The 26,938-nt window shown below is 35.0% G+C and carries 16 protein-coding genes and 8 pseudogenes; 11 read left to right on the top strand and 13 right to left on the bottom strand.

Translation table 11 applies throughout. The features are described from left to right. The first annotated feature begins 1 nt into the window (after position 1). Both lepA and wVul_RS10310 read left to right on the top strand, forming a co-directional pair. Positions 2 to 1,798 carry a translation elongation factor 4 gene (gene lepA / locus wVul_RS05010; RefSeq protein ID WP_047759428.1) on the top strand — a complete coding sequence of 599 codons (1,797 nt, stop codon included), beginning with the start codon at positions 2 to 4 and terminating at the stop codon, positions 1,796 to 1,798. Between the two features lie 179 nt (positions 1,799 to 1,977). Next, positions 1,978 to 2,285: pseudogene (locus tag wVul_RS10310) on the top strand (IS5/IS1182 family transposase); the annotation flags it as partial. A gap of 71 nt (positions 2,286 to 2,356) precedes the next feature. Here wVul_RS10310 and wVul_RS09870 read toward each other — a convergent pair. The 4 genes and pseudogenes from wVul_RS09870 to wVul_RS09865 form a co-directional block, all read right to left on the bottom strand. Beyond that, positions 2,357 to 2,567: pseudogene (locus wVul_RS09870) on the bottom strand (transposase); the annotation flags it as partial. Between the two features lie 44 nt (positions 2,568 to 2,611). Next, positions 2,612 to 2,716 (bottom strand): annotated as a pseudogene (locus wVul_RS10545) (IS5 family transposase); the annotation flags it as partial. A gap of 36 nt (positions 2,717 to 2,752) precedes the next feature. Further along, positions 2,753 to 3,845 (bottom strand): annotated as a pseudogene (locus tag wVul_RS08825) (IS256 family transposase). 56 nt (positions 3,846 to 3,901) lie between these two features. Next, complete coding sequence (locus wVul_RS09865) at positions 3,902 to 4,450, bottom strand: hypothetical protein (RefSeq protein WP_238580409.1); 549 nt, start codon at positions 4,448 to 4,450, stop codon at positions 3,902 to 3,904. Positions 4,451 to 4,961: 511 nt separating this feature from the next. Here wVul_RS09865 and wVul_RS04980 point away from each other — a divergent pair. After that, positions 4,962 to 6,029, top strand: a pseudogene (locus tag wVul_RS04980) (IS4 family transposase); the annotation flags it as partial. Positions 6,030 to 6,130: 101 nt separating this feature from the next. On the opposite strand, the gene wVul_RS09860 reads toward wVul_RS04980, so the two are convergent. The 9 genes and pseudogenes from wVul_RS09860 to wVul_RS04935 form a co-directional block, all read right to left on the bottom strand. Then, complete coding sequence (locus wVul_RS09860; RefSeq protein WP_238580418.1) at positions 6,131 to 6,661, bottom strand: SGNH/GDSL hydrolase family protein; 531 nt, start codon at positions 6,659 to 6,661, stop codon at positions 6,131 to 6,133. Between the two features lie 363 nt (positions 6,662 to 7,024). After that, positions 7,025 to 8,920 carry an RNA polymerase sigma factor RpoD gene (rpoD, locus tag wVul_RS04965; protein ID WP_047759423.1) on the bottom strand — a complete coding sequence of 632 codons (1,896 nt, stop codon included), beginning with the start codon at positions 8,918 to 8,920 and terminating at the stop codon, positions 7,025 to 7,027. Between the two features lie 138 nt (positions 8,921 to 9,058). Beyond that, positions 9,059 to 9,361 (bottom strand): cation:proton antiporter subunit C, encoded by a 303-nt coding sequence (locus wVul_RS04960; RefSeq protein WP_047759422.1) that lies wholly within the window; start codon positions 9,359 to 9,361, stop codon positions 9,059 to 9,061. Next, positions 9,358 to 9,776, bottom strand: a pseudogene (locus tag wVul_RS04955) (Na(+)/H(+) antiporter subunit B). The gene wVul_RS04960 and the pseudogene wVul_RS04955 overlap by 4 nt, the downstream one beginning before the upstream one ends. Beyond that, a complete protein-coding gene (locus wVul_RS04950) occupies positions 9,769 to 10,290 on the bottom strand; it encodes a DUF4040 domain-containing protein (RefSeq protein WP_047759421.1) in 522 nt (173 codons plus the stop codon). Before wVul_RS04950 ends, wVul_RS04955 begins: the two are co-directional and overlap by 8 nt. After that, positions 10,275 to 10,574, bottom strand: a complete 300-nt coding sequence (gene mnhG, locus wVul_RS08820; RefSeq protein ID WP_153295593.1) for a monovalent cation/H(+) antiporter subunit G — start codon at positions 10,572 to 10,574, stop codon at positions 10,275 to 10,277. The genes wVul_RS04950 and mnhG overlap by 16 nt, the downstream gene beginning before the upstream one ends. A gap of 6 nt (positions 10,575 to 10,580) precedes the next feature. Then, the gene (locus wVul_RS08815) at positions 10,581 to 10,826 is read right to left on the bottom strand and encodes a monovalent cation/H+ antiporter complex subunit F (RefSeq protein WP_153295585.1); all 246 of its coding nucleotides are present in this window, start codon (positions 10,824 to 10,826) and stop codon (positions 10,581 to 10,583) included. Positions 10,827 to 10,853: 27 nt separating this feature from the next. Next, positions 10,854 to 11,246 carry a DNA-directed RNA polymerase subunit omega gene (gene rpoZ, locus wVul_RS04940; RefSeq protein WP_047759419.1) on the bottom strand — a complete coding sequence of 131 codons (393 nt, stop codon included), beginning with the start codon at positions 11,244 to 11,246 and terminating at the stop codon, positions 10,854 to 10,856. Positions 11,247 to 11,306: 60 nt separating this feature from the next. Then, the gene (locus wVul_RS04935) at positions 11,307 to 11,603 is read right to left on the bottom strand and encodes a helix-turn-helix domain-containing protein (RefSeq protein WP_047759418.1); all 297 of its coding nucleotides are present in this window, start codon (positions 11,601 to 11,603) and stop codon (positions 11,307 to 11,309) included. A 726-nt stretch (positions 11,604 to 12,329) separates the two neighbouring features. Between wVul_RS04935 and wVul_RS08810 the strand changes: the two are divergent. From wVul_RS08810 to wVul_RS04900, 8 genes and pseudogenes are all read left to right on the top strand, one after another. Further along, positions 12,330 to 12,497 (top strand): annotated as a pseudogene (locus wVul_RS08810) (transposase); the annotation flags it as partial. Between the two features lie 280 nt (positions 12,498 to 12,777). After that, complete coding sequence (purE, locus tag wVul_RS04930; RefSeq protein WP_047759417.1) at positions 12,778 to 13,278, top strand: 5-(carboxyamino)imidazole ribonucleotide mutase; 501 nt, start codon at positions 12,778 to 12,780, stop codon at positions 13,276 to 13,278. A gap of 7 nt (positions 13,279 to 13,285) precedes the next feature. Further along, a pseudogene (gene mutL / locus wVul_RS04925) lies at positions 13,286 to 15,099 on the top strand (DNA mismatch repair endonuclease MutL). A 455-nt stretch (positions 15,100 to 15,554) separates the two neighbouring features. Continuing rightward, positions 15,555 to 16,577: an FtsH protease activity modulator HflK gene (hflK, locus tag wVul_RS04920; protein WP_047759416.1), complete on the top strand. Its 1,023-nt coding sequence runs from the start codon at positions 15,555 to 15,557 to the stop codon at positions 16,575 to 16,577. 2 nt (positions 16,578 to 16,579) lie between these two features. Then, a complete protein-coding gene (hflC, locus tag wVul_RS04915) occupies positions 16,580 to 17,452 on the top strand; it encodes a protease modulator HflC (RefSeq protein WP_047759415.1) in 873 nt (290 codons plus the stop codon). A 3-nt stretch (positions 17,453 to 17,455) separates the two neighbouring features. Next, positions 17,456 to 18,913, top strand: a complete 1,458-nt coding sequence (locus tag wVul_RS04910) for a DegQ family serine endoprotease (RefSeq protein WP_047759414.1) — start codon at positions 17,456 to 17,458, stop codon at positions 18,911 to 18,913. 506 nt (positions 18,914 to 19,419) lie between these two features. Next, positions 19,420 to 25,209, top strand: a complete 5,790-nt coding sequence (locus wVul_RS04905) for a latrotoxin-related protein (protein WP_047759413.1) — start codon at positions 19,420 to 19,422, stop codon at positions 25,207 to 25,209. Positions 25,210 to 25,213: 4 nt separating this feature from the next. Continuing rightward, positions 25,214 to 26,548 (top strand): hypothetical protein, encoded by a 1,335-nt coding sequence (locus wVul_RS04900; RefSeq protein WP_047759412.1) that lies wholly within the window; start codon positions 25,214 to 25,216, stop codon positions 26,546 to 26,548. Positions 26,549 to 26,938 lie beyond the last annotated feature (390 nt).

The raw sequence follows: 26,938 nt of genomic DNA, 5'->3' as shown, positions 1-26,938 counted from the left end.
TATGAACAATATAAGAAACTTTGCAATAATAGCACATATAGATCATGGGAAGTCAACTCTTGCTGATCGTTTAATAGAAGAATGTAACGGTCTTGAGACAAGGGAAATGACCAATCAAATACTTGACTCAATGGATATAGAGCGTGAACGTGGAATCACAATCAAAGCACAAACGGTAAGACTAAGCTATACTGCAAGGGATGGTAATCAATATTGCCTAAATCTCATGGATACTCCAGGTCATGTCGACTTTTCGTATGAAGTCAGCCGAAGCTTAGCCGCATGTGAAGGTTCACTTTTGGTAGTAGATAGCAGCCAAGGAGTGGAAGCTCAGACTTTGGCAAATGTGTACAAGGCAATTGACAATAATCATGAGATAATAGTTGTGCTTAATAAAGTCGACCTTCCTGCTGCAGATCCAGAAAGAGTAAAGTCTCAGATTGAAGAAGTAATTGGTATTGATGCAAGTGAGTCAATTTTGATATCGGCAAAAACTGGGCTTGGGATAAAAGATGTACTTGAAGCTATAGTGACAAAACTTCCAGCTCCTCAAGGTGATATAAATCCTCCACTGCAAGCAATTTTAGTTGATAGTTGGTATGACCCTTACCTAGGGGTAGTAATTTTAGTGCGAGTTAAAAATGGAGTTCTAAAAAAAGGCATGAGAATTGTTATGATGTCTAATAATGCTACATATCAAGTGGATAATATTGGTATTTTCACTCCTAAAAAAGTTATGACTGGTGAACTTTCAGCAGGTGAAGTTGGTTTTATAATTGCTTCAATGAAAGAGATGGCAGATTGCAAAGTAGGGGACACTATTACCGAAGAGAAAAGGCCATGCAGTGAAGCATTACCTGGCTTTAAAGAAGTCCATCCTGTGGTATTTTGCAGTATTTTTCCCAACAACACAGATGATTTTAAATATTTAAGGGAAGCACTGGAAAAACTGCATTTAAATGATGCAAGTTTTACTTTTGAAGCTGAAACATCAAATGCGCTAGGCTATGGATTCCGTTGTGGTTTCTTGGGAATGCTGCATCTAGAAGTTATCCAAGAAAGACTCGAGAGAGAATTTGATTTAGATCTAACAGCAACTGCACCAAGTGTTATATATAGGGTTGCAACACAAAACGGCGAGATTCTGAATATTCATAATCCAAGCGACATGCTAGATCCAGTAAAAATTAAAATGGTAGAAGAACCATGGATTACTGCAACTATAATGGTACCTGACCAATATTTAGGAGAAATTCTATCTCTGTGTGAAGAGAGGAGAGGAGAACAGCAGGACTTATCTTATATTGGTAATACGACAACAGCACTGCTGAAGTATAAATTACCGCTGTCTGAAGTTGTTTTTGATTTTTACGATAGACTAAAATCAATTTCCAAGGGATATGCAAGTTTAGATTGGGAAATTTCCAATTACCAGGAAAGTCAAATAGATAAATTGAGTTTTTTAGTTAATGGAGAGCCTGTGGATGCATTAGCCTGCATCGTTCACAAAAGTAGGGCAGAAAAAAGGGGACGCGAAATATGTGCACGTTTGAAAGACTTGATACCACGTCAGCAATATAAAATCGCGATTCAAGCGGCAGTGGGCAGTAAAATTATTGCGAGAGAAACAATTAACCCGTATAGAAAAGATGTAACAGCCAAACTCTATGGTGGAGACGTCACACGAAGGATGAAGTTGCTTGAAAAGCAGAAGAAAGGTAAGAAAAGATTGCATTCTGTAGGAAACATAAACATTCCACAGAATGCTTTTATTGAGGCTTTGAAAATAAATGATTAACTGTATGTCTAAAAACATAATTTTAAAGAACTAAGTGCTATTTGCTCAATAAATTTATTTGCATTGAAATAGCTATATCATATCTTAAATCAACACTATACAAGATGCCATGCAACAAAAGATTTCTTGCATAACTTAGGAATATGCAAGAACATACCGAAAGCAACATTAGTGAAGGTATGAAATACAAACAAATAAGTAAACTTGATGAAGAGGAGTTACGGAGATTGACAGGAGTAAAAAGAAAAACGTTCGAAAAAATAATAGAAATTTTAATAGAGGAAGAGGCTAAGAAAAAGGCAAAAGGAGGCATGGAAGATCATTTGTTAATGGCACTACCGTACTAAGTGAAAGTGCCTGCATTCGCTGATAAAGCATCAAGATTTTGCATTGCCTGGAAAAAAAGAGCTATTAAATGCAATATGAGATTCTGGTAGTAGACGGAACAGAAACTCCCATAGAGAGAGCAAAAAAAAGCAGAAAAGATTTTTTTCAGGAAAAAAAAGAAACATACAATAAAAACATAAGTATAGCCCTTCTCATAACAGTCCAAAAAGGTCATAAGAAGGAAGAATCAACAGCATGACAAAAAGATGTGAATAGAGTTCCTGATTCTGTTTTTTATAGCAAACCAATGATGCTCAATTTTGTTAAAATCTGGAGAATACGGAGGCAGATATAAAATTTCTGCACCAACCCCTTTAGCAAATCTTATTAGACTTATGAAAAGTAGCATTATCAAAGTTTGTCCAGGTTCCAAAATCGGTGTGGCTATGTTGCATAGCACTGATAGGCATGTAAATCACAATGAATTTACACAGCTAATTTAAATTTAGCCATACCTATATCAGTAAATTTGTTCAGTAAGTAGCACTTAATTAACACACGATTTACCTCTGATTTATTTTTCAAGCCAAACCGGGAGTGTTAAATAAACTGTGTCAAACTGCATTTTTAATTCAACTCAATTTTCAATCTGTTGGGAAAGAAAATGTCGAGCTGAGATATAGTCAATGCCCAATCATGTACAGGCATAGTCCATTTCTCCTCCGCTTTCTTTATAGCACAATATACCTGTTTATACGAGGCATTTATGCTAGTAAATGAGCCCTTGGTTTTGGTGAATTTCCTAATTTGCCTATGTAGCCCCTCTATGGGATTAGTAGTATAGATTATCCTCCTAACTGGGTCGGAATACTTAAAATAACCAGATAGGTTTTCCCAATTATTCTGCCAAGATTATAGGGTACTTTGTGCCCCATTTTTCATCTAATTCCAACAGATAATTCTCGGCAATTTCCTTACTTGAAGCTTTTCTTTAAATCACTCAAAAAACTCTTTACTAGCTACATACTTCAGTGAGTTACGTATCTGATGCACTATACACATTCTGCATTAGGGAACACACCGTTTATTGCTGCAGGAAAGCTTTTTAGCCCATCTACACATGCAATTAGAATATCTTCCACTCCTCTCTCTTTGAGATCATTTAGTACTCCCAACCAGAACTTCACTTTCAGCTAAATAAAACTTCTTTTCTGCCATTTTGCTAATATATTATACATACATTTACTTACACAACTCCTTAAAAAACCATGAAAACTATCGGATATACAGACTGCAGCGGACGACTACGCCATTCGTTGATTACTGTTTGTCAGTAATACTTGATATCTCTGCCGCCGATATTTTGTGATCGTAAATTTCCTCAATATGTGACGCTATATCTCCATGCCACTGGCAAATGTGCTTAAGACCTTTGCTTCAAGTTCTGTTGTTTGTCTTTTTCTAACTATTTGGGGTTCAAAGCTTCCTTCCCTGTCTCTAGGTGTTAACAACTCAAATGAGTTGTACGTAAAGTTTTTCCCATTTCTTCGATTATTTTCTTCGCTTTCACCAGACAAGTGGTGTTCTATTTCACCTTCCAGACTTGCCTCAAGCAGCTTTTTTATAAACGGTGTCATCTCTTCCTGTTAGCGGTCTTCCTTCTCGTATAGACGACATCTTTATAATCTACCAAACCGGTAGTTTTATTTACTTGACTCATGTCAAACCTCCGTTTTTTTATATCAATTATATTTTTATTTCTTGGTTTGACACAGTTTATTTAACACTCCCGCCAAACCCAAATAACCTATAGAAAAAGACTTCAATATAAGACCGTGCTCCATACTTAACTTTTTTCTTCCATTCATTAATACCATCTTCATAATTCTCATATTCTACTTGTTTCTTTCTGATAGCTAAACAAATTTTAGCTAGGGCGAATAATAGGCACAATATTCTGCATTCTTTATACACACTTTTTATATCATAAGCCGCATCTGCTCGAATAGAACAAATGTTATATTTATCACTGACTTCCTCTAACATATCGCAGACCGGCACAGCAACACCACTATTCTTATCATTTACGTTTAAAACAACATGTAGTTTTCTTACTTGACCATAGCCACTGTATTTTCTTTTTCGAGTATTATGCCCACCGTTATTATTGTAGATACTAACTCTAGTGCTATCTACGGCAATTTTAATATTTTCCAAATCATCTTTATTGGTTCTATGGTCATCAATCTTCAAATTAAGCTTTTTAAATCTTCTGGAAGCTTGTGTATAGCTGATAACCTTAAGTTTTTTGCCTATTTGTACCATATAACCTTTTACAAAACCTACAGCTTGTCTCAAGCCAATTCTAAAAAGATATGTGTATTAAAATTACAACTTTACCACTATAAGTGTACCTGCAACTTTTGGACTATTTTCATACCAATTTTCTATTAACAAAATGAAAAACATTTCCTCTTTTTTTGAGAAACTCGTTATATTCTCTTTGGTTACTTACTCTCATTTTTTGCGGCATAAGTTATACTTGTTTGAAAAATGCTTATTTTACAACAAAATGCGTTAGTAACCATATATTGAAAAGCTTTTCTCCTTACAATATAACACTAGCTATTCAACAAAGCCATCCAGGATTATAGTAAATATTAAGCTCTCCTTTAAATATCAACTTTAAGAGTATCTTTATACTTTTTCTAAATCCCCCTTCCACAAACTGGTCTGTGATGTTTGATATCTTACTATTACCCACAAATATAAATGGACTTATAAATAAAGTATTAGAATATTAAAGTTTGCAAATATTGAGGGTATAAAAATGGCAAGTGGGTTGGGAATTATCTCAAGAAAACGTAGTAAAGGTGTTATGCTGCATACAGCTTTTGCTGTTAGTACAGAAGGCTTGGCATTAGGAATAAAAAATTTACTCGAGACCACCTGTTTCTGAAGAAGCCAAAGAGCTAAAAGAGAGGAATCGTAAAAGAGCACATATTGAAGATAAAGAAAGTATAAAGTGGCTAGAAAGCCTAAAGAAAACAGATAGCATTATAGACTCAACTAAAACTGAAGCTATAACTGTATGTGATAGAGAGGCAGATATTTATGAATTTTTTGAACTTGCACGTAATCTTAACTCAGCAGTTTTAGTAAGAGCTTCCAAAGATCGAGATATAAATAGAAAATCCAGATTTTCCAACGATAAACAAAAATTATGGAATTTTTTGAAGACTTCTCTAGCATTGGTACAATAGAAATTGAAATCCCTGTTAGAGATAATAAGCCAAAAAGAACAGCATGTTTAGAGGTTAAGTTTGGGAAGTTTATGATGGATCCGCCTAAAAGGCACATAAGGTATAAAGAGTTATATAACCTACCACTTTATGCAGTTTATGTTGTTCTGTCCTCCTGAAGCAAGTCCGCTAGAGTGGATGCTTTTAACGAATCTTCCTGTTAATACTTTTAATGAGGCAGTTGAAAAGGTTAGTTGGTATTGTCTTAGATGGAAGATAGAGATACTTCATAAAATTTTAAAATCTGGCCTTAAAGTTGAAGAATGTAGACTTGAAACAGCAGAAAGATTAATGAGGTATTTAACGGTTATGAGTGTTATTGCTTGGAGAATTTTTTTTATTACAACAATTGCAAGAACCAATCCAACACTACTTTATTAGCTGAAGAAGAGTGGAAAGTTTTATACGCGAAAATACACAAATGCCCAAATGTAACTCCTACTATAAAAGAGGTTGTTTCATGGATTGCTCAGCTTGGAGGCCACTTAGCCAGAAAAAATGACCCAGAACCAGGCCCCATTACTCTTTGGAAAGGATGGAGACGTCTCTTTGATTTATCAGAAGGATGGAGGCTTGCTACTGAACTTTATACTTATGGGTAATAGTAAGGTTTGATATGCATGCATCTTGATCATTTAAACCTTTGCTCTTATATTTGCCAAGCATACTTTTCATTTTAGAGTTAAGATCGAATGTTTTGATTTCACATGTACTTTTCTTCATATAATCTATTAGCTAATTTTGCGTTGAAACTCTTTGTGAGCTTTGCAGCTAGCTCTCTTGCTTTTTCATCTTTATTAAAAGCTGGTATTAAGCCAACTTCAGGCGCATTTGCAACAACCACATACTTTACACCATGTTCATTTAGAACCTTAAGTGCATTGCATATTTCACTAACTGCTTGTTTCAATACTTTTTCTGCTTTAACACTGTTATAAACAGTGGCAACCATAATATCATTTCCGCCGATTATGATGCAAAATAAATCTTCTTTACCTATATCTGGATGATGTTTAATTACCACATCTAGCTGGTTAGCTAAACGAAATTTATTGAAGAAATAAGAAAAAATAAGGTCAAGAATTTCAGATGCTGTTGCATATGAAACCGCATAGTTGTGACCTTGCTGTTCGTGGCATTTGCCAAAAAATGAGTAACTCCATCTCGGCTTAAATTCTTTTAAACCTAAATACTTTGCTACATATTCAACAGCAGTAGGACCATTACTAAAAATCTTCCTTGATGAAAGGGGGAACTGAATTTCACGTTTCTTACAAAGGATAAGTTATTTTAAATTTTAATGATTGCACCATTATCGGATAAACTATCACCCAGAACATAAAAATTTCTATACTTTGAATTAGAATTGTCATTTTTGTTTGTCATAATATTTACCGTAGATTAGCATGTTGTTTCATTAGATTCATAAAAAGAGAAAAATAGCGGTGCAACTTTTTTACAACCCCCATTTTAAACTTTATTGTGTATTTCCTTCATATCATACCTTTTTGAAAAAACGTTTTATTTTAAAAACGCTTTGACTTTTTCTCCACTTTTTCCGGGCAAAATCAGCTTCTTCTTAACTTGACACGTATACTTAAAAGAACCCTCTAAATTTTCTAGCGCGGTTTGGATGTTTCAACTTGCGCAGTGCTTTTGCCTCTATTTGCCTAATTCTCTCACGCGTTACATTAAAAATTTTTCCTACTTCTTCTAAAGTATGCTCCTTCCCATCTTTACCAAGGCCAAAACGCATTCTTAGAATTCTTTCTTCTTTTGGTGTTAAAGTTGCAAGAACATTGGTCGTAATGCCGCGCAAGTCAGCAAGTATTGCAGCATCCTCTGGTTTAGAAACTCGCTTATCTTCTATACAATCACCGAAGGTACTATTATCATCTTTACCTGTTGGAGCTTCAAGACTTACCGGATCTTTTGCTATTTTCATAACTTTGCGTATTCTTTCTATCGGCATCTCCAATTCTATACTTAATTCCTCTAATGTTGGCTCTCTACTCATTCTATGAGTCATCTTTCTTAATGCTTTATTGATTTTACTGATAATTTCTACCATATGAACTGGTATTCTAACTACTTTAGACTGCTCAGGTATTGCCCTAGTGATCGATTGTTTTACCCACCAAGTAGCATAAGTCGAAAATTTATATCCACGTTTATAATCAAACTTATCTACGGCCTTTATAAGACCACAATTGCCTTCTTGTATCAAATCAAGCAGAGCAAGACCTCTTTTTGAATACTTTTTAGCAATCGAAACCACTAGCCTTAAGTTAGCCTTAATCATCTCTTGTTTTGCTTCAGAGACTTCTCGTTCGTGTTTTTGTATTCTCTTGATTAGCTTCTTAAACTCTTGCACGTTATCTCCTTGTACATGATGCTTAATACTGCTTAAGGCACTAGCTATATGCTCATAGTTATCGTTTATAAACCTTAAGAATTTATTTTTTAATTTACCTGTAAAAGAAGACTGGTTTTCATTGATCTTTAGAAGACTTATCTCTCTCAACTCGTGCTTTAAAAGTACATCACCATAAACATTATAGAAACTTTCTCTATCAATATCGTACTTTCTAGCCTCAGCAATAAGATTAGCTTCTTCAAGCACAATTAATCTATTTATTTCGTAAAGTTTTTGTGTAATTCTTGCAATAGCAGCATCACTAAACTTAACTTGTAATGCTAGAGACCATATTTGATTATATAAGTTTTCTAGCTCACTAGAGAAACTTTTAGAATTTTTTTTCAATATCAATGCCTCATTTGTTAAAGTGATTATCTCATCCAATGCCATTATAACCTTTGGCAATAAATCACTTTCCATTTCAAGAACAGAAATATTTAAATTCACTGAACTTATATCTTCACTCTCATTTCCCTTTTCATCATCATCAACACAGTCTTTAGCATCTTCAGGAATATCCTCAGCTTCACTTTTTTCTTTGGGTACCACATTAAAATCAGAATTATAAATTGCATCCAGATTTATAATTTCTCTCAGTAAAAAAGTTCCCCCACTTAAATCATCACGCCACATTTTTATCATATTGAATGCCGCTGATGTTTCAATTATTGCACATAACATGTTATGCTTTCCAGACTCAATTTTTTTTGCTATCTCAATTTCATCTGCTCGTGACAAAAGCTTTACAGAGCTCATGTCTTGCAAATAAATCCTTACTGGATCATCATTTTGCACTAAAGTTGCATTAGTATTCAACGATGTCTCGTTATCATCAAGTTTGCTACTATCACTGTTAGAAAGAGCTTCTTCCTCATCTTCGCTACTTTCAAGTATGTTAATTCCAGAGTCCTGCAATAAAGATATAGTATCATCTATAAAATCAGATGAAAAATTTTCATCTGACAACTTATCATTTATATCATCAAAGGTGATAAAACCACCCTTCCTTATACCTTTAGTTACAAGAGCTCTGATAATTTTTTTTCTATCTTCTGTATCATTAATAGTTGACATCATTACCTTTATAGTTTAAAAGTTTATTTCTTATTATCAAATAAACTTACAATGAGCAAGCTTATAGTTTTATTCTTAATTCAGAGTTATTTGCTACTTCATATAGTTTAAGATACTGTTAATTTATACACACTCTTCTTAATCAATTATTCCCTCCATTCTTACTGCTATGGACAATCCAACTGAAAATGTTGCAATTCCAACCACTATAGCAGTAAGCATTAAAACGTGAGGTATAGGATTGCTATATAAATAAAAATTTGAAGTCAATATAGGAGGCAAAGAACTTTTTATGTATCCGAGAGATATGTAAAATAACAAAATAGATGCTTGTAAGACACTTAACCCTATCATTTTTTTGATTAAATTTTTATCGTTTATAATAATATACAAACCTAGCACCATTAATATAGTAATGATTATATAATTATATAGGGTCATTGTTTTTTCCTACGAGCAAAACTTATATATATGATTAGCATGGAAGAGCAGACGGTAAATACTACACCCAGCTCCACTAAGAAATACCCAATTTTTGACCTGTGCTATTATTAGTTGATAATATATTATAAGATAAAAAATTTTGGCCAAGTAAAACTGTTATAATACCCGTTCCCCCATAGGTTAAAATACCTAGCACGTTAGTAAATTTGATCACAGAGTAAGGTATTGCTTTTAAAGTTGTAGATATGCCAAATAACATTGAATATAATATTATCCCAGAGGCAATAATTATTCCTGCTTGAAAACCTCCACCTGGAGTGTAGTCACCATGAAATTGTATGTATAAACCAAACAAAGTGATAAAAGGTATCATCAAAAATGTTACTACACTTAATATCGGATCTTTAATCACCTTCTTTTTCTTCCTTTAATATTACACAAAGTGCAGCAGTAAAAACTACTATAGTTTCTCCAAACGTGTCATAGCCACGAAAGCTTGCTAAAACAGCTGTCACTATATTAGGAATACCAGTAGCTTTTTCAGTATTTTCTATATAATAAGGAGCAACATGCAAATGGACTGGAGCATCATGACTGCCAAAACCTGGCAATTGAATCATAAAGTATGATAAACATGCAGTTAAAACCAACATAAAAAAAAGTGTTATGGGGCTATGAGATAAGTTTACTTCGTGATTCTTTATCAAAGAGAGTGCTGCAAACGTAAAGACTGTGCTCAGTCCTGCACCGACAGAAGCTTCAGTAATTGCAACATCGGGCGCATTCATAATCAAGTATATAAGTGCAATAAGTGAACTAAATACACACATTAGAACAGCACTTACAACTAAGTGTTTTGAAAGGACTATAAAAATAGTAACCGTGAGTAACAGCAAAAGTAATATTAGATTTAATATTTCCAGCATCTTAATCTTCTTGAATAGTCCTTACTTTTATAATGAGTACGCGCTAAAATATAACTGTTAGTTGAATTGGCTATCCATATTATAAAAATCAATAATATAATTTTAATAGTATTGATTGAAAATTTATTTTGCAAAGCAAAACCAATCAACAACAACATTGCGCCACTAGAATCTGCAATACCTGCAGCATGTAGTCTAGTATAGAAATCAGGAAATACTATTACTCCTACGCTTGAAATGACTACTAAACAAACACCTAAAAATATGAGAATGGATGCTATCATAAATTATCAAAACAACATTAATCTCATTAGTGCTATAGTTGATATAAAACTAATGCTAGCATACAGTAGTGCTATATCAATTAAAAAGAAATTGTTAAGAATGATTGATATTGCTGTTATGAGTAAAACTACTTGCGTTGAAAAATTATTGAATGCTAAAATCTTATTGTATACATCACTTGATCTAAACACTATACAACATAACATTACACTCATACAGGACAAAAGTGCATAGATAGCAATGCTAATCATTTATAAACTATAAACCTCTGCAGATTTCTAAATTGGTACTTCTTCACCGCTATCTTGATCATCTATTTCATCATCTTGGCTTCCTTGACTTATATCAAGATCTGTGTTAAATTGATGATCAGAAAAATTTAACAAACTCGCTAGCTTACTTGGACTACGACTGTAAGCATTATTCATATTTCCTTTCATGTACTCCTTGCACCTTTTCACCAAAAGGTTAAACAATTCATGAGTATCTACCTTCTTTTCTGCTATTTCATATAAAGCAACTATAGTGTCCTTATGCCCTTTAAACTTAACCATTTGAACTGGATCGCTTGTCCCTGTACTTAAATCATGCGTTCTTTGACTTGCCAGCAGAACCAATTTAAAACGGTTATGCACCTGTTCTACACACTTTTCTACAATAGATTCAACCATAAAACACCACCTTGATAAGCTTTATACTATATCACAAAAAATAAGATGTCAACTGCGTATCTATTGAGATGCAACTCCATATTCTACTTTTTCTGTTTTAGCTTTTACTGCTTGATTTTCTGTTATTGTAATTGTTATTTCATGATCAAGCTTTCTTAAAAACCCTAACAGTCTTTCTAAAGAAAAACCATCTATTTTACCATTTTTAATTTGTGACACCTTTGGCTGATCAATACCAAGTTTCTCAGCCGCACAAGCTTGAGTCCAAGTATTTTTTTCTACAATTTTGTTTATTATGTAAAGCAACTTTGCTTTTATTTCTGTACTATCCAGATTGTTTAATGATATTATTTCCATAATTTTTACTCTCACATATCAATTAGCTTTATTAAGTATTATATCATAATATTTAATATACCAATATATTAATATTATATAATTTGTCAATAACTATAATGATATACTGATCTTAAAATTTTAAGTTGACTATATCTCTATCAAAATACTAGTAATTTTAAATTATTATTTTGTTAAAAAAATCACTAATAGAAAGAATAAATTAAAACTATAAAGTTTAAAATATAGAAATAATCATTTTACAAACTCGTTTTAGAGATTGTATATGGTTTCAAGAAAGGAATAAGGTCAGGGATAGAGTATATAAATCATGAAAACAAAGTAAGATAAGTAGGGAAAGAGTTGAGCAGAGCTCTATAGAAAAAACAGAACCAAAAAGACTTATAGTGTATTTTGTGGAGTGTTATAGGTTCTAAAAAGTTACTTTGAGTGGGCTAACAGAGTTTCCAAAATGGCAAGATTATTTTAAAAAATGAAGTGAAAAGCATAGCGGAAGTAAAAAAAGTGTTTTGGAGCATGAAAGAAGTAGTTGCGAAGAAACAATGGTCGGAAACAGCTTATACATAATTGGTACTCAAAGTATTAAACGCAGATAATGGCAAAAAAAAAGGCTATGTAAAAAGATTTTAGTGCAGTTGATAGACAAATATGCAATTTATGTGACAACGGCATAGCGCTGTAAGAACCCGTTAAGAATCTCTAGATGATGAGGTAAAATAAGCATAGATTAAGAATGAGGTATATCTATGCAAAACAAGTGATATAAGTCGAGAGCAATTTGAAAAAATCAGGCTAATACTGGAGAGCAGCAGGAAGAAAACAAGACCAAGAAAAGTTGATTTGTATGGCATATTCTGTGGAGTGCTATACATTCTAAAAAGTGGTTGTCAGTGGACCAAAAGATGGGTTATTTTTTGCTTGGTTGGAAAAATGTAGAAGACTGTGGCGAGCGAAAACTCAATACTAGCCTACAAACCTTCTTCTGGCTTCCATCGCTTTGTTTCTGAAAAGACTATGAGCAGACTCTTACATCAGAAATTTGTACCTCTATATTTTTATTAGAGATTAATTTCAATTTTCAAAATTTCTATTTAATGAGAATGCCATATTATATTCGCAATGTAATTTAAATATTTGTTGCTTCTGAAACACTATTTAGTTAGTAAATAAAATTATGTTGAATACAGCAAAAATGAAAAAAGATGTTGCTATAATTATGGGAAGCGAATCGGATTATGGCACTATGGTTCATGCTATTAATTTATTAAAAGAATTGGAAATTTCACATGATGTATTTATAATATCCGCACACAGAACACCAGAGAGACTCTTTAATTTTGCTAAGTCTGCTCAAGAAAAAGGCTTTAAGGTTATTATAGCTGGTGCAGGAGGGGCAGCTCATTTGCCTGGTATGACTGCGTCGCTTACTTATTTACCTGTTATTGGTATTCCTGTGCACAGCAAGCAATTAAATGGGCTAGATAGTCTGTTATCTATAGTGCAGATGCCAAAGGGTGTTCCAGTTGCAACAATGTCTATAGGCGAGAGTGGGGCATGCAATGCTGCAATTACTTCAGCATCCATATTATCGATTTCTAACAGTGAAATTGCAGGTAGATTAAAAAAATGGAGAGAAAAACAGACCAAAGCAGTAAAAGAGAAACCAACATTATAATGAGCTTATGGCAATAATCCTTTTAGACATGAAAACTATAAATCGTATAGCAGCAGGAGAGGTAGTAGAAAGGCCGGCAAGCGTAGTAAAGGAATTAGTGGAAAATGGCATAAAATGCCTGGAAGTTTCAGAGATAGAAATTAAAATAGAGAGTGGTGGGCGCAATCTTATTACTGTGATGGATAATGGAAGTGGAATAGAGAAGAATAACTTAAAACTTGCGTTTACGCGTCACGCTACTTCAAAATTAAGTGATAGTGAATTAATAGAAATCAAGTACCTTGGCTTTAGAGGAGAGGCTTTGCCTTCAATTGCAGCAGTGAGTAGAATAAAGTTATTGTCTAAGGCAAATGGGGCAGATGAAGCATGGTCTATAAGCTATGAGGGGGGAGAAAAAATAGGAGAGGTTACACCTTGTTCTTTATTAAAAGGCACACATATTGAAGTAAGAGACTTATTTTTTGTTACTCCCAATAGATTAAAATTCTTAAAAACTGAAAGGGCGGAAACGCAGAACATCATTGATATCGTAAATAATTTAGCGATGATCAACTATAGTATTGGGTTTACTCTTACTTCCGAGAATAAAAAGCTTCTGAAATATGCTAAGCATGCTTCGTTATTTAGCAGACTGTGTGAAGTAGAGAAGGAATTTCAGGATAATTCCTGGAAATTAACGAAGAAGAAGACGGCATTAAACTCACAGGACACATCTGTAGACCAACTGTCAATCGTGGTAAGTCTGATATGGTCCATACGTTTGTCAATGGAAGGCCTATTAAGGACAATCTACTTGTTGGTGCGATTCGTTATGCGTATCACGACTTTATTCCAAGTGATAGATATCCTTTTGCAGCGCTGCACTTAGAGATACCGTATGATCAAGTAGATGTAAATGTGCATCCAAACAAATCAGAGGTAAGATTTCAGAACAAGAGGCTAATGTATGAAATAGTGAGAAGAGGGCTAATAAAAATATTATCAACAAGAATAGGTACCTCTGATATCATTCCAGCATGTGGTCCAATTATTTCAACAACAGAGAGTTTTGATACTCAAAAAGAATTTTATGAAAGGAAAATAAGTCCTTTTGAAAATCAGTTAATGAGAGAGTTTACTTCTCCAAATGTAGAGGTAAAAAGCTTGTCAGAGCATTCAAAATCGTTTGATTATACTGGTATGCAAAAGTCTCTACCACAAGCAGGAACTATAGTTCTAGAAAGGGAACAAACTGATTTGATAGAGGACTATCCCCTTGGGTTTGCACACTGTCAAGTCTATAACACTTATATTATTGCCGAGGTAAAAGACAAATTAATTATAGTAGACCAGCATGCAGCCCATGAAAGGTTAGTATACGAGTGCTTAAAAAAAAAATCAAGTATAAAAAGACAAAAATTGCTTTTGCCTGAAACAGTTAAAATCAATAATCGAGCTGGAATGGAGATGATTGAAATTTATAAAGATAAGCTTTTCGAAATGGGTTTTGATATTGAAATTAAATCAGAAAATAAGGTCATAGTAAAAGAAGTCCCTGCAATCTTAGGAGCAATAGATGTGAAGGAGATGCTCATTGATGTAGTGGATAGATTAACAGAAATAGAGGATACACTGCCTATAGAAGATAAAGTAAATAAAATACTAGCCACAATTGCTTGTCGTGGATCAATTAGAGCAGGTAGGAAGATGAAATTAGAGGAAATGAATGAATTATTGAGGCAAATGGAAAAAACGCCACATTCTGGACAATGCAACCACGGCAGACCAACTTATATAGAAGTGAAACTAAGTGATATTGAAAAATTGTTTGAGCGGAGGTGAGAAATTGTCATATTTTTGTTTAGCAATATCTACATCTATTTACTTGCACAATGCTACCTCTAAGACTGTAAACAAAATTGAGTTAATATAGACTAAAGATACTTGTCCTGTCTTTTAACTCTGTTGAAAGATAAGCGAAATTTGGCTTATTGGCATTAATGTCAAGATTGTATGAGGTATAGAAAAAGAGCGTTCATCTTACTAGTTACTACAATTCTAGCGTTTTTATTATTAAAAAATCATAGTAGTTTTCACGAAGACGTAGTGCATCTCAAGAATGACAATAAGGAATTCAAAAGCCAGCAAATTCTGTAGAATCGACCATATCATACAGGGAAAAGGCAGTGTATGATCATACCTTTCGCTCTGATAATTAATTTGTAAATAAAATAGTTTTGCATTTTTTGATAAGATTAAGTAATATCAGCGTATTAGTTATAAAATCAATAATTTTTATGGATGAGCATAATCCTTGGAATCTTGGAAAGAAATCGGTAGGTTCCAATAATGAAGATATTTTAAGTAAAGCTATGTCTGATATAAGATGCTTTTTTAATGGCTTCACCAGAAATAGAGGCAAAAAACCTTATTTCATCATTTTCATTATTTTGCTGCTTTATGTTTGTACTGGCTTTTATATTGTTCATCCTAGCGAAGAAGGCATAGAACTTACTTTTGGCAAATATTCTGATACAGAAACATCTGGTTTGCGCTATCACTTTCCCTATCCTATTGGTAAGGTTTTTAAAGTGAACGTTAAGGAAGTAAATCGTGAAGAAATTGGTGTAAGCGGTTCTTATGGACGAGATACAGATCGCGGTGAAGGTGTGATGCTAACTGGAGATGAAAATATAGTCAACGTTAACTTCGAGGTTCAGTGGCGCGTTAGAGATGCTAAGGACTATTTATTCAAAGTGCGGGATTACAAACCAGGTTTCAGTGTTAAAAATGCTGCCGAAAGTGCCATGAGAGAAATAATAGGTAAAAACACGATCTCTTTTGCACTTGGTCAAGGCAGACCAGAAATTTCTAGAGATACTAGAATTCTATTGCAGCAGATTCTTGATGGATACCAAATGGGCATAGAGATTTTATCTGTTCAAATGAAAAAAATTGATCCACCAGAAAAAGTAATCAGTTCGTTTAGAGATGTACAAAGCGCTCGTGCAGACAAAGAGCGTACTATAAACGAAGCATATGCTTATAGTAATGATATTATACCTCGAGCAAAGGGTGAGGCGATAAAGATAAAACTAGATGCAGAGGCATATGAGAATGAAGTAATAAATGAAGCAAAAGGTAATGCAAATCGCTTTTTATCTCTTTATGAGGAATATAGACAGAATCCTTCTCTCGTTAAGAATCGTATTTATCTTGAAACTATGGAAAATATTTTCAGTAAGGTAGACAAAGTTGTTGTAACTGATGATCTGAAAGGTATGTTTTCTTATTTACCTCTTACAAATTTAGGAAAATAACCATGAGTAGTAATATTAAAATCGTTTTTGTTTTCATATTTGTTGTTTTATTGATTGCTTTATCTAACTCGATGTTTATTGTAGAAGAAACAAAACAAGCGATAGTTATACAACTCGGTAAAGTTGTAAGAGATGTTAGGGAAAGTGGCTTATATTTTAAGTTACCATTCATAAATAGTGTAGAGTTTCTTGATAAAAGAGTTTTAGATTTAAGTCCTGATAAGATCCCAAGGGAAGTGATAACAGCGGATCAAAAACGTATTATAGTAGATGCGTATGCAAAATATAAAATAACAAATCCTGTTGCTTTTTACCAGGCTGTGAGGAATGAATCAGGGCTGGTTAGAAGATTATATCCGGTTATAGAAGCACACATAAGAGAAAATATAGGCAGATTTTCGTTGATCAGTTTGTTAAATGAAAAAAGATCAGAGGTTATGCAATTGATTCAGCGTGGAGTTTATTCTGAAGCTGAAAAATTTGGCATAGAAATAATAGACGTAAGAATTAAGAGAGCAGATTTACCAGAAGAAAATAGTTCTGCAATATTTCGCCGTATGCAAACTGAAAGGGAAAAAGAAGCAAAAGAAATTAGAGCAGAAGGAGAGCAAGCTGGGCAGGAAGTTAGATCAGAAGCTGATAAATTAAAAAGGGGAATTATTGCTAGTGCAGCAAAAGAATCGCATGAAATAAGAGGTCGTGGTTATGCTGAAGCAACTAGAATTTATAATGAGGCATTTAAGGTTGATGAAGAGTTTTTTAACTTTTATCGCTCTATGAGCGCTTACAGTAAATCATTTGCCGAAAATAATACTAAATTCGTGCTTTCACCAAATAATAATTTCTTAGATATTTTGAACAAGGGGTGGAAATAGTTTATGAGAAGTAAAGCATTTATTTTATCTATATTTGCATATTTTCTAATTGCGTTTTCTTCATATGCTAATGTGTTCACAAAAACGGTTGCGGGCCCTGTATATCAAGGGCTTGCTGATATAGTGGAAGAGCTTATTCCTGCAGTTGTAAATATTTCAAGTGAGCAAATAGTTAAGCAAGAAAATAACAATAGAACTAAAATTCCTTTTACACCAAGAAATAATTTCTTTGATGATTTTAAAGAATTTTTTGAGCACTTTGATCAGTTTTTTATGGACAGGGGCCCTAGCGTTAACAGAGAGGTGGTGTTGCTTGGCTCTGGATTTATTATAGATAAAGATGGAATAATAGTAACTAATTATCACGTTATTAAAAACGCCCAAGATATCACAGTTACTATGAACGATAACACTTATTTCAAAGCAGAAGTTTTAGGCTACGATGCAAAAACTGACCTTGCTGTGCTTAAGATTAATTCTGATAAAGATCTTCCTTTTGTTGCATTTGGTAATTCTGATACAGCAAGGGTTGGTGATGCAGTTATTGCAATAGGTAACCCATTTGGTTTGGGTGGCTCTGTAAGCACAGGAATTATATCCGCAAGATCTAGAGACATTAGTATTGGTACTATGAATGAATTTATTCAAACTGATGCTGCAATTAACAGAGGCAATTCAGGGGGACCATTATTTCATCTAAATGGAAAAGTTATAGGCATTAATACTGCTATCTATTCCCCATCTGAATCTGGCGGTAACGTGGGTATAGGCTTTGCTATACCATCTAATCTAGCTATGTCAATTATTGACACATTAAAAAGTGGCAAAAAAATAAAACATGGTTGGCTTGGTGTGCAGGTTCAGCCTATAACAAAAGAATTTGCTGAATCCTTGGGTTTAAAAGACACCAAAGGTGCACTAGTTGCAAGTGTAGTAAAGGGTAGTCCTGCAGAGAAAGGAGGAATTAAAGTAGGTGATATATTATTAGAATTTGACGGTAAAAAAATTGATAGAATGACACAATTACCGCAAATGGTTTCAAGAACTGAACTTGGGAAAAAAGTACAAACTAAGTTACTTAGAAAGGGTAAAGAAGTCAATATCAAGGTTGTAATCGAGGAATCTGCAAACGATGATCTAGGTAATAATCAAGAAGAAAATAAATCAACATCTAGTTATATAAGTGGTTTAACCGTTTCAAATTTGCCAAAAGAACTAAAAAATAATGCACCCACAAAAGGTGTAGTAGTTACTAGTGTAGATAGTAATAGTAATTTCACACTGCATGTTATTAAAAAAGGGGATATCATTATCCAATTAGATGGAATCGATATTGAAAACACTAATGATTTTCAAAAACAAATTGATTCAGCAGTAAAGAAAAACGGCAAAGATTCAATAATGTTGCTCATCTACCGCAATGGAAACCAGTTCTTTACTTCAATAAAATTGAAGAAGTAGCTATTTTACATTGTATTCTATCATCGAATCTAAGTCATAAGAAACTGCTTGACAGGTTCTTCTATACCCTTTACTATAACAATGAGGGTGTTTTTAATAAAGTTCATTTTAGTGAAAATTATAGCAGCTTTCTCTATATTTAGCCAAGCATTAGTAAATTATTAATTTAAATTCTGGACTTACCTTATCTTTTTTAGATTGGTAAAGTTTTTGATGCTTATAGCTAATTATAATGAACATTTATTTTGTGACATAATAGATGCCAATGCCCAGACACTGACATCCAAACTTTCCACAATTTCACCGAGTGTTAGCATAAGTTAGCTGCTTTTTGCTTGTGAGTAACTACTGTTTAGGTGCTGGAATGACAGAAAAGAACAGCTTTCTTTCACAAGTCAATTTATAATTAAATTAGCATAAAGCATAATTATATTTACTTATCATCATTATTAATCAATAATTAACGCCTGTAAATTAACTATATCTAATCGCAAAGGGAGGTGGAGATGCGTTTTAAACTAGAAAAGGAAGATGTTCCTCAAAAAGATTGCAGTAATGTAACTCGTTATGTAACAACTACTCAAATAAGAGTAAATAACAAAACAACACTTAGCCTGCCTAGTGTATCTTACATTATCATCGACAACAATATTGATCGGCGTTTTCAAATTCGAGATTTGAAGCATGACGTGACAAGTGTACTACACGACTTATCTCAAGGGCTACGGCTAAAGCTAGAAAGGGTAGGAAACGATTACAAATTAGCTTTAGTTACTACCTCTGATAAACCTTATTATTATTACTATGATGGCAAAGATACTATTATAGCTACTATTGATCATATACCTAAAAATTACGCAAATAATGCCCATGTTTACACATATAATGCTAACAAATGTAGTGTTAATTATGAACTGCTAGAAAATAGCAAGGTTTTAATAGATCCAAAAGACATAATTAGTAGCAAAAATATCAGTCTTATTTTAGAAAATCTTAAAAATTCGTCTGATAAAAGGCTCACAATACGAGCAAGAAACTGGTTTTCTAACGAACTGCAATACAGATACTATAAGAGCGTTCATGTATATGATACCACTATTGGCGAGGTTTACATATTGAATAACGTTATTCCAATATTCAATCGCAAGGATAATAATTTCAAGTTATCTTCTTTTCATAAAACAAAGAGCTTAAAAGCGCAAGATAGTTATTTTACAGCAAAAAAGTTAGGCAATAATTATGTTGGCTGCATATCAGATGAAGATGGTGAATGCAAAGGATTTTATGACTTACACCCCGGTTATTTTGGATATGAGCATGACAATAGCCCAGATTCATATACTGATTATTACTATGACTTAAACCTCGGTTATTCTGGAGATGAGTATGACAATAGCCGAGGTCCATATCCTTATTATTATAACTTAGAAAATTTTGACAACTTTTTGGAGGTTGATGTGAACACTAAAGAATATATAGATTTAGAAGAAAGAATTAAAGCTTTAGAAAGCGACATTAAAAGATTAGAACATGCTGGTGTACAAGGTCCTCCAGGTCAAAAAGGTGAGGAAGGTCTCTTGGGTATTCCAGGTCTCCCTGGTAAAGCAGGTTTGGATGGTTCTAAAGGTGAAAGGGGTGAGAAAGGTCTCCCTGGTATTACAGGTAACCGTGGAGTAGTGGGTCCTACAGGTCTCCCAGGTCAAAAAGGTGAGAAAGGTCTCTTTGGTGTTCCAGGTATTCCAGGTCAAAAAGGTGAGCCAGGTATGTCTGGTGAAGCAAGTTTTGATGGTTCCAAAGGTGAACCAGGTGAAAGGGGTGAGCGAGGTTTCCCTGGTCCTCCAGGTTATAAAGGTGAGCAAGGTTTCTCTGGTTCTCCAGGTCAAAAAGGTGGTAGAGGTCTCCCTGGTACTCCAGGTAAAGATGGAATAATGGGTTATCTAGGTGAAAGGGGTCAGCCAGGTCCACAAGGTCAAAGTGGAGCGAAGGGAGATAGAGGTAATGAAGGACCAAAAGGTAGTAGTGGTGCAAAAGGTCCAGAGGGTAAAAAGGGTGAGAAAGGATATACCCCAAGTACTACAGAAATTGCAACAGAATTAGTTACTAGTAAAAAAGCTGAGCTAGGAAAAGCAGTGCTGGAAGCGAAAGATGATCAAGGTAAAAAAATCTTGATAAATGACCAAGCATTACAAGAAGGAGTAGCAGAAGAATTGAGAAAAAATCCAGGAAAAATTCAAGGTCCTAAAGGTAATAAAGGAGATACTGGAGCGTCAGGTGCGCATGGATCAAAAGGCGATAAAGGTATACAAGGTCCTCCAGGCTTCAAAGGTGAAAGGGGTGAACAAGGATTGCGAGGTTTTTCTGGTGAAAAAGGTGATAGAGGTTTTCTAGGTTCTCAAGGCCAAAAGGGTGAGCTAGGTCTTATAGGTTTCCCAGGTGAAAGGGGTGAACAAGGATTGCGAGGTTTCCCTGGTCCTCCAGGTTATAAAGGTGAACTAGGTCTCCCTGGTCGTCCAGGTAAAGGTGGAATGATGGGTTATCCAGGTAAAAGGGGTCGGTCAGGTCTTCTAGGTCTTCCAGGCTCTCGAGGCCAAAAGGGTGAGCCAGGTTTTATAGGTCTTCCAGGTCCACAAGGTCAAAGTGGAGCGAAGGGAGATAGAGGTAATGAAGGACCAAAAGGTAGTAATGGTCCAACAGGTGCAAAAGGTCCAGAGGGTAAAAAGGGTGAGAAAGGATATACCCCAAGTACTACAGAAATTGCAACAGAATTAGTTACTAGTAAAAAAGCTGAGCTAGGAAACGTAGTGCTTAATACAAAGGACAGCAATGGTGAAAATCTTGCAACTCAGGTTGCTGGTAAAATTAATCTCGATCCACAGGAATTTATGAATAAAGTTGATGAAGCAAAACTCACTGAAGGAGTAGTACATAAACTTTCTCAAAAGGAAGCGAAAGAAATTGCAAAACATATTGTAAACGCAATAACAAGCGATGTTACACAACAAAATAATCCCGATCCTATGGTCTTTAAGAAATATGAAAAATTTGCAGAAAAACTTGCCGAATTACTTGTTGATAGAAGCAGTATGAACAAAGAAGAGGCTAATACTCTTGTAGGAGATAAGGTGAGTGAGTGGGGACTTGCTAAGTACCTTCTATTGCATAGTGGTTTAGGTGAGCAAGCAAAAGCTCTCCACATGGTGGAACAAAAAATAGATAAGGAAAAATTGGCTAAGTATTTACTTGAGTATACTCAATTAAAAGGCAATGTGAGCGCAGCAAAAACAATAGTTGAAAATATTGTTCATAACTTCTTTAACACTAAAGTAGATGAGCTAGGAAAAGCAGTGCTAGAAGCAAAAGATGATCAAGGTAAAAAAATCTTGATAAATGACCAAGCATTACAAGAAGGAGTAGCAGAAGAGTTGAGAAAAAATCCAGGAAAAGTTCAAGGTCCTCAAGGCAATACTGGAGTATCTGGTCCTAAAGGTAATATGGGTGACCAAGGTCCAAGGGGCTTGCAAGGTCTTCCAGGCGTGCAAGGACAAAAAGGTGAGCCAGGTATAGATGGACTAAAAGGTGATCAAGGTATACAGGGTTTTAAAGGAAGTATGGGTAATAAAGGAAATACTGGAGCGCCAGGTCAAGCTGGCAAAGACGGAACCCCAGGCCCTAAAGGAGCAGATGGGGCACCAGGAATGCCTGGTCCGCAGGGTCCAGTAGGTTCTAAAGGAGTAGATGGTGCTCCAGGAACACCGGGAGCTCCAGGAACAAAAGGTGATAGAGGGGATAGCGGTGTAAATGCAAGTCCTGAAGAAGTTGTACAAAAATTAATTAATGGTGGCACCATTGCTAATCAGGTACTTGAATACCGTAATCAAGACGGAGATTTAGTATTAGAGCAGCAAATTGCAGGAAGAATTATCGATGATCAAGATATTCACACAGGAATAGCCATTGCACTAGCTGATAACAAAATTCAAGAGCTAGCAGATGTGTTACTAAGTGATACATTAGTAGAAAAACTTGCAAATAATACCGAGCTAACACAAAGCATTTCAGAAGAACTAAGGAAAAATCCAGGAGAAGTCCAAGGTCCTAAAGGAGAAGATGGATTGCCAGGTATAACAGGTCTGAGGGGCTTCAATGGTACACAAGGTCTTCCAGGCAGCAAGGGTGAGCCAGGTACAGATGGATTAAAAGGAGATATAGGTCCAGTAGGTCTTACAGGTTTGCCAGGTATGGATGGAACAAAAGGTACAAAGGGTGAACAGGGAAATATTGGACCTAAAGGAGCAGATGGAGCCATAGGAATAAAAGGCGATATGGGTGAGAAAGGAGATACCGGTACAGATGGATTGCCAGGTACAGATGGATTAAAAGGAGATACAGGTCCAGTAGGTCTTACAGGTTTGCCAGGTGTACAAGGTCCAGTAGGACCTAAAGGAGCAGATGGAGTACAAGGTATATCCGGTCCTAAAGGTGACAAAGGAAATATAGGTCTTCAAGGGCCCAAAGGTCAGGCTGGCAGATCTGGTCTTAAGGGTAGTAAAGGAGATACTGGTTCAACAGGACCTAAAGGAGAAGATGGATTGCCAGGTATAACAGGTCTGAGGGGCTTCAATGGTACACAAGGTCTTCCAGGCAGCAAGGGTGAGCCAGGTACAGATGGATTAAAAGGAGATATAGGTCCAGTAGGTCTTACAGGTTTGCCAGGTATGAATGGAACAAAAGGTACAAAGGGTGAACAGGGAAATATTGGACCTCAAGGAGCAGATGGAGCCATAGGAATAAAAGGCGATATGGGTGAGAAAGGAGATACCGGTACAGATGGGTTGCCAGGTGCACAAGGTCTTCCAGGCAGCAAGGGTGAGCCAGGTATGAATGGAACAAAAGGTACAAAGGGTGAACAGGGAAATATTGGACCTAAAGGAGCAGATGGAGCCATAGGAATAAAAGGCGATATGGGTGAGAAAGGAGATACCGGTACAGATGGGTTGCCAGGTACACAAGGTCTTCCAGGCAGCAAGGGTGAGCCAGGTATGGATGGAACAAAAGGTACAAAGGGTGAACAGGGAAATATTGGACCTCAAGGAGCAGATGGAGCCATAGGAATAAAAGGCGATATGGGTGAGAAAGGAGATATCGGTACAGATGGATTAAAAGGAGATATAGGTCCAGTAGGTCTTGCAGGTTTGCCAGGTATGGATGGAACAAAAGGTACAAAGGGTGAACAGGGAAATATTGGACCTCAAGGGCCCAAAGGTCGGGCTGGCAGATCTGGTCTTAAGGGTAGTAAAGGAGATACTGGTTCAATAGGAATGCCAGGTCCAAAGGGAGAAGATGGAATAGGTGCTGATGTGGTGCATCAATTTTTACGTGAGATTAATCAAACAAGAACTGAAACCTTGGATGCTAAAAATGCAGTAGAGGTAGCTAAAAATGCTTCTGAAAGATCTGCTACAGAAACTAAAGTTTTTAAAGAAGAGGCTGACAGTTTTGCTATGGATGCACGTCAATCAGCAGAAACCGCTGAAGCATTGCATAGTAAAGTAAAAGATATGTTTTGTAGGACAGAACCTATGGATCAAATATGCATTGCACCTAGAGGAAAGAGGGAAATAAGCAATCCATCAGTAAAAAATGGAGCAGGCAGACCAATTTCATGGATAAATGTTTTTGCCAATACTATTGTAGATACTGCTAAAAATGCTTCTCAATTCATATTTTCTTCTTTCAAGCCTGCTATAGATTATAGTAATTTTCAATCAACCAAAGCTATGATAACTCAAAGCGCTGACATAGATGGCACACTTTTGTTATTGGATGTATTGATAAGGAAAATTACAGGTCAAAAGTATATCTCTACAACAGATCAGTCTGTATCTCCGTTAGAAGCGCTAGGTTATGCATTAAATATTACAGGGGAGTTTGAAAAAGTACTAAAACATGCAGCGGTTAAATCTGGCATATCATTTAAAAACCTAAGTTTCAATCCTGTATCAGTACAATCAGCTATTGTGAAACAAATAAGAAGTGGTAATTTTTCTAAAATACCAGGGATTTTATGTTCGTTTGCAGAAGAAGCTTGCCCAAATTGTAAACAAGCTGATAAATTTTTAGTTACTTTTAAAGATGGGATAAAAAAGACGTTAGAAAGCAATAAGCAGCAAAAAGAGGGTTCTTATACTGAAAAAACAGCAACAGATACCAAATTGCCAAGAAGTTTTATGAGTTATGTTACTCCTCCAAATAGTCTCAGCACCATTAATCAAACAACAGCTGGTTATTTAAGGTAATAGTATGACATTTAGAATAGATAACAAAGATCCGCTTTACAAAAAGTTGATTAAACTGCCTGATAAATATTACAAATTAGAGCATGATGACAACAAATATACTATCTGTTCACACATGGGCACAGCTGAGTTGGGTGACACTATTAGAGATGTGAAATTGAAATTGGAGAGTAATATAATAGTTTTATATAAAGGAAACTCACCTGTGAAGACAAGAAGACATGATGAAAATAATATGCCTGTTGAAGAGGATCTTATTATAGAACAAGAGGCTATCATAAGTACACAGAGGGATGATATTATAGAAAAGCTTGCGTCCAAATCGATTGGAATTGCACTTTACAACATAAAAGATAGTCCATATTTTGGTATCAAATTATTGAATAGAGGCGCAACTGGAGTACTCGACTTTATCAATTTTAACGATGAAAATGACCCAGTACTACAAAAGATTAAAGAAGAAACAGATGGACTTTATTTTACAATAGAAGATGATAATATTTATATATCAGACAAAGAAGGAACCTATCTCCCGGTATATGAAGATGGTAGTTGCTATAAATATCAATACACAAAAAATGAACATGATGTATTAGAAATAAGTGAGATATCAACAATAATAGAAAACTTAACTAAGGCTGAACAGTGTGGTGTATCAGAAGCAACAACTAAGGCCGGGCAGGATTGTACTTTGCAGCAAGGAGAGAAGTTATCGGATGATATCTATCAAGCAAATATCATGTTGAACGGTAAGCTTGTAGCTACTTTGCCAAAGATTGGCTATCATATGCCAAATGGTGAGCTTGTCATACGTAATCACGTTACGAAAGAAGAGGTAAAAATTCCTAGAGATTTTCATTACCTTAAAGTCGTTAAGTCCGGTAATAATGATGATTATAAATTAACGTTTTGTAATTTCTTAGGTAATGAGTTTTTTGAACATAAAAAGTATGATCCACAATACTCAAACGTCTCAGGTGAATATCAGTATATAAGTTTAAACTGTATGAAAAAGGAATATAAACCAAATTTCTGCAAGTTGCTTAACGATAAACCATCATTTCTTATCACAGAAGGAACCACTGATCCAGGTTACTGCCCAGCCGATGTATTTGAATTAACAAAGAGTGGAAAAGGTAGAAAAATAGCTACATTAATTGATCAATTTGGCTCTTTCAATGAAAATGGTGAGTTTCAGTATTATGATTACCATATAAAAGCAGAGTATGATGTTTATAACTCTTATAAAATTCATAAAGAGTACACAGCAGCAGATACAAATAACGAGTTTCATTTCGATGATGGCGTAATTCTTTATGCCATTCCAGAGCTATCTTAACCACACACAAAGTATATTATAATTATTATTCTTTAAAAATGAATTTAGTAGACTTTAAAGCAGTGTAAGAATGTATTCTTTTTAGTTTAGATTCGCTATCATTTTGCTACTCATTAGTACCACAAAATTTTTGTAATAGAACGCAAGCTGCAAAAACTTAAGGAAAAAATGGTCAGTGCTTGACACTGGCATCTAGTTCTCTCCATCAAAAATGCTGTAAAGTGTTTACCAATTTAGTTGGATCCCAGTACTGGGATGACATCATGAGGGCTGGAATGACATTATGAAGGCCGGGATAAACACTATGAGGACTGGAATGACATCATGAGGGCCGGGATGAAATTATGAAGACCTAGCAGTTTGTGACGGTGTCATTCCAGCGCGTGACGC

This window comes from Wolbachia endosymbiont of Armadillidium vulgare str. wVulC, assembly GCF_001027565.1.
Lineage (GTDB): Bacteria > Pseudomonadota > Alphaproteobacteria > Rickettsiales > Anaplasmataceae > Wolbachia.
Note: the sequence above shows the minus strand (reverse complement) of the source record. Positions and strands in the feature narration are given on the sequence as shown.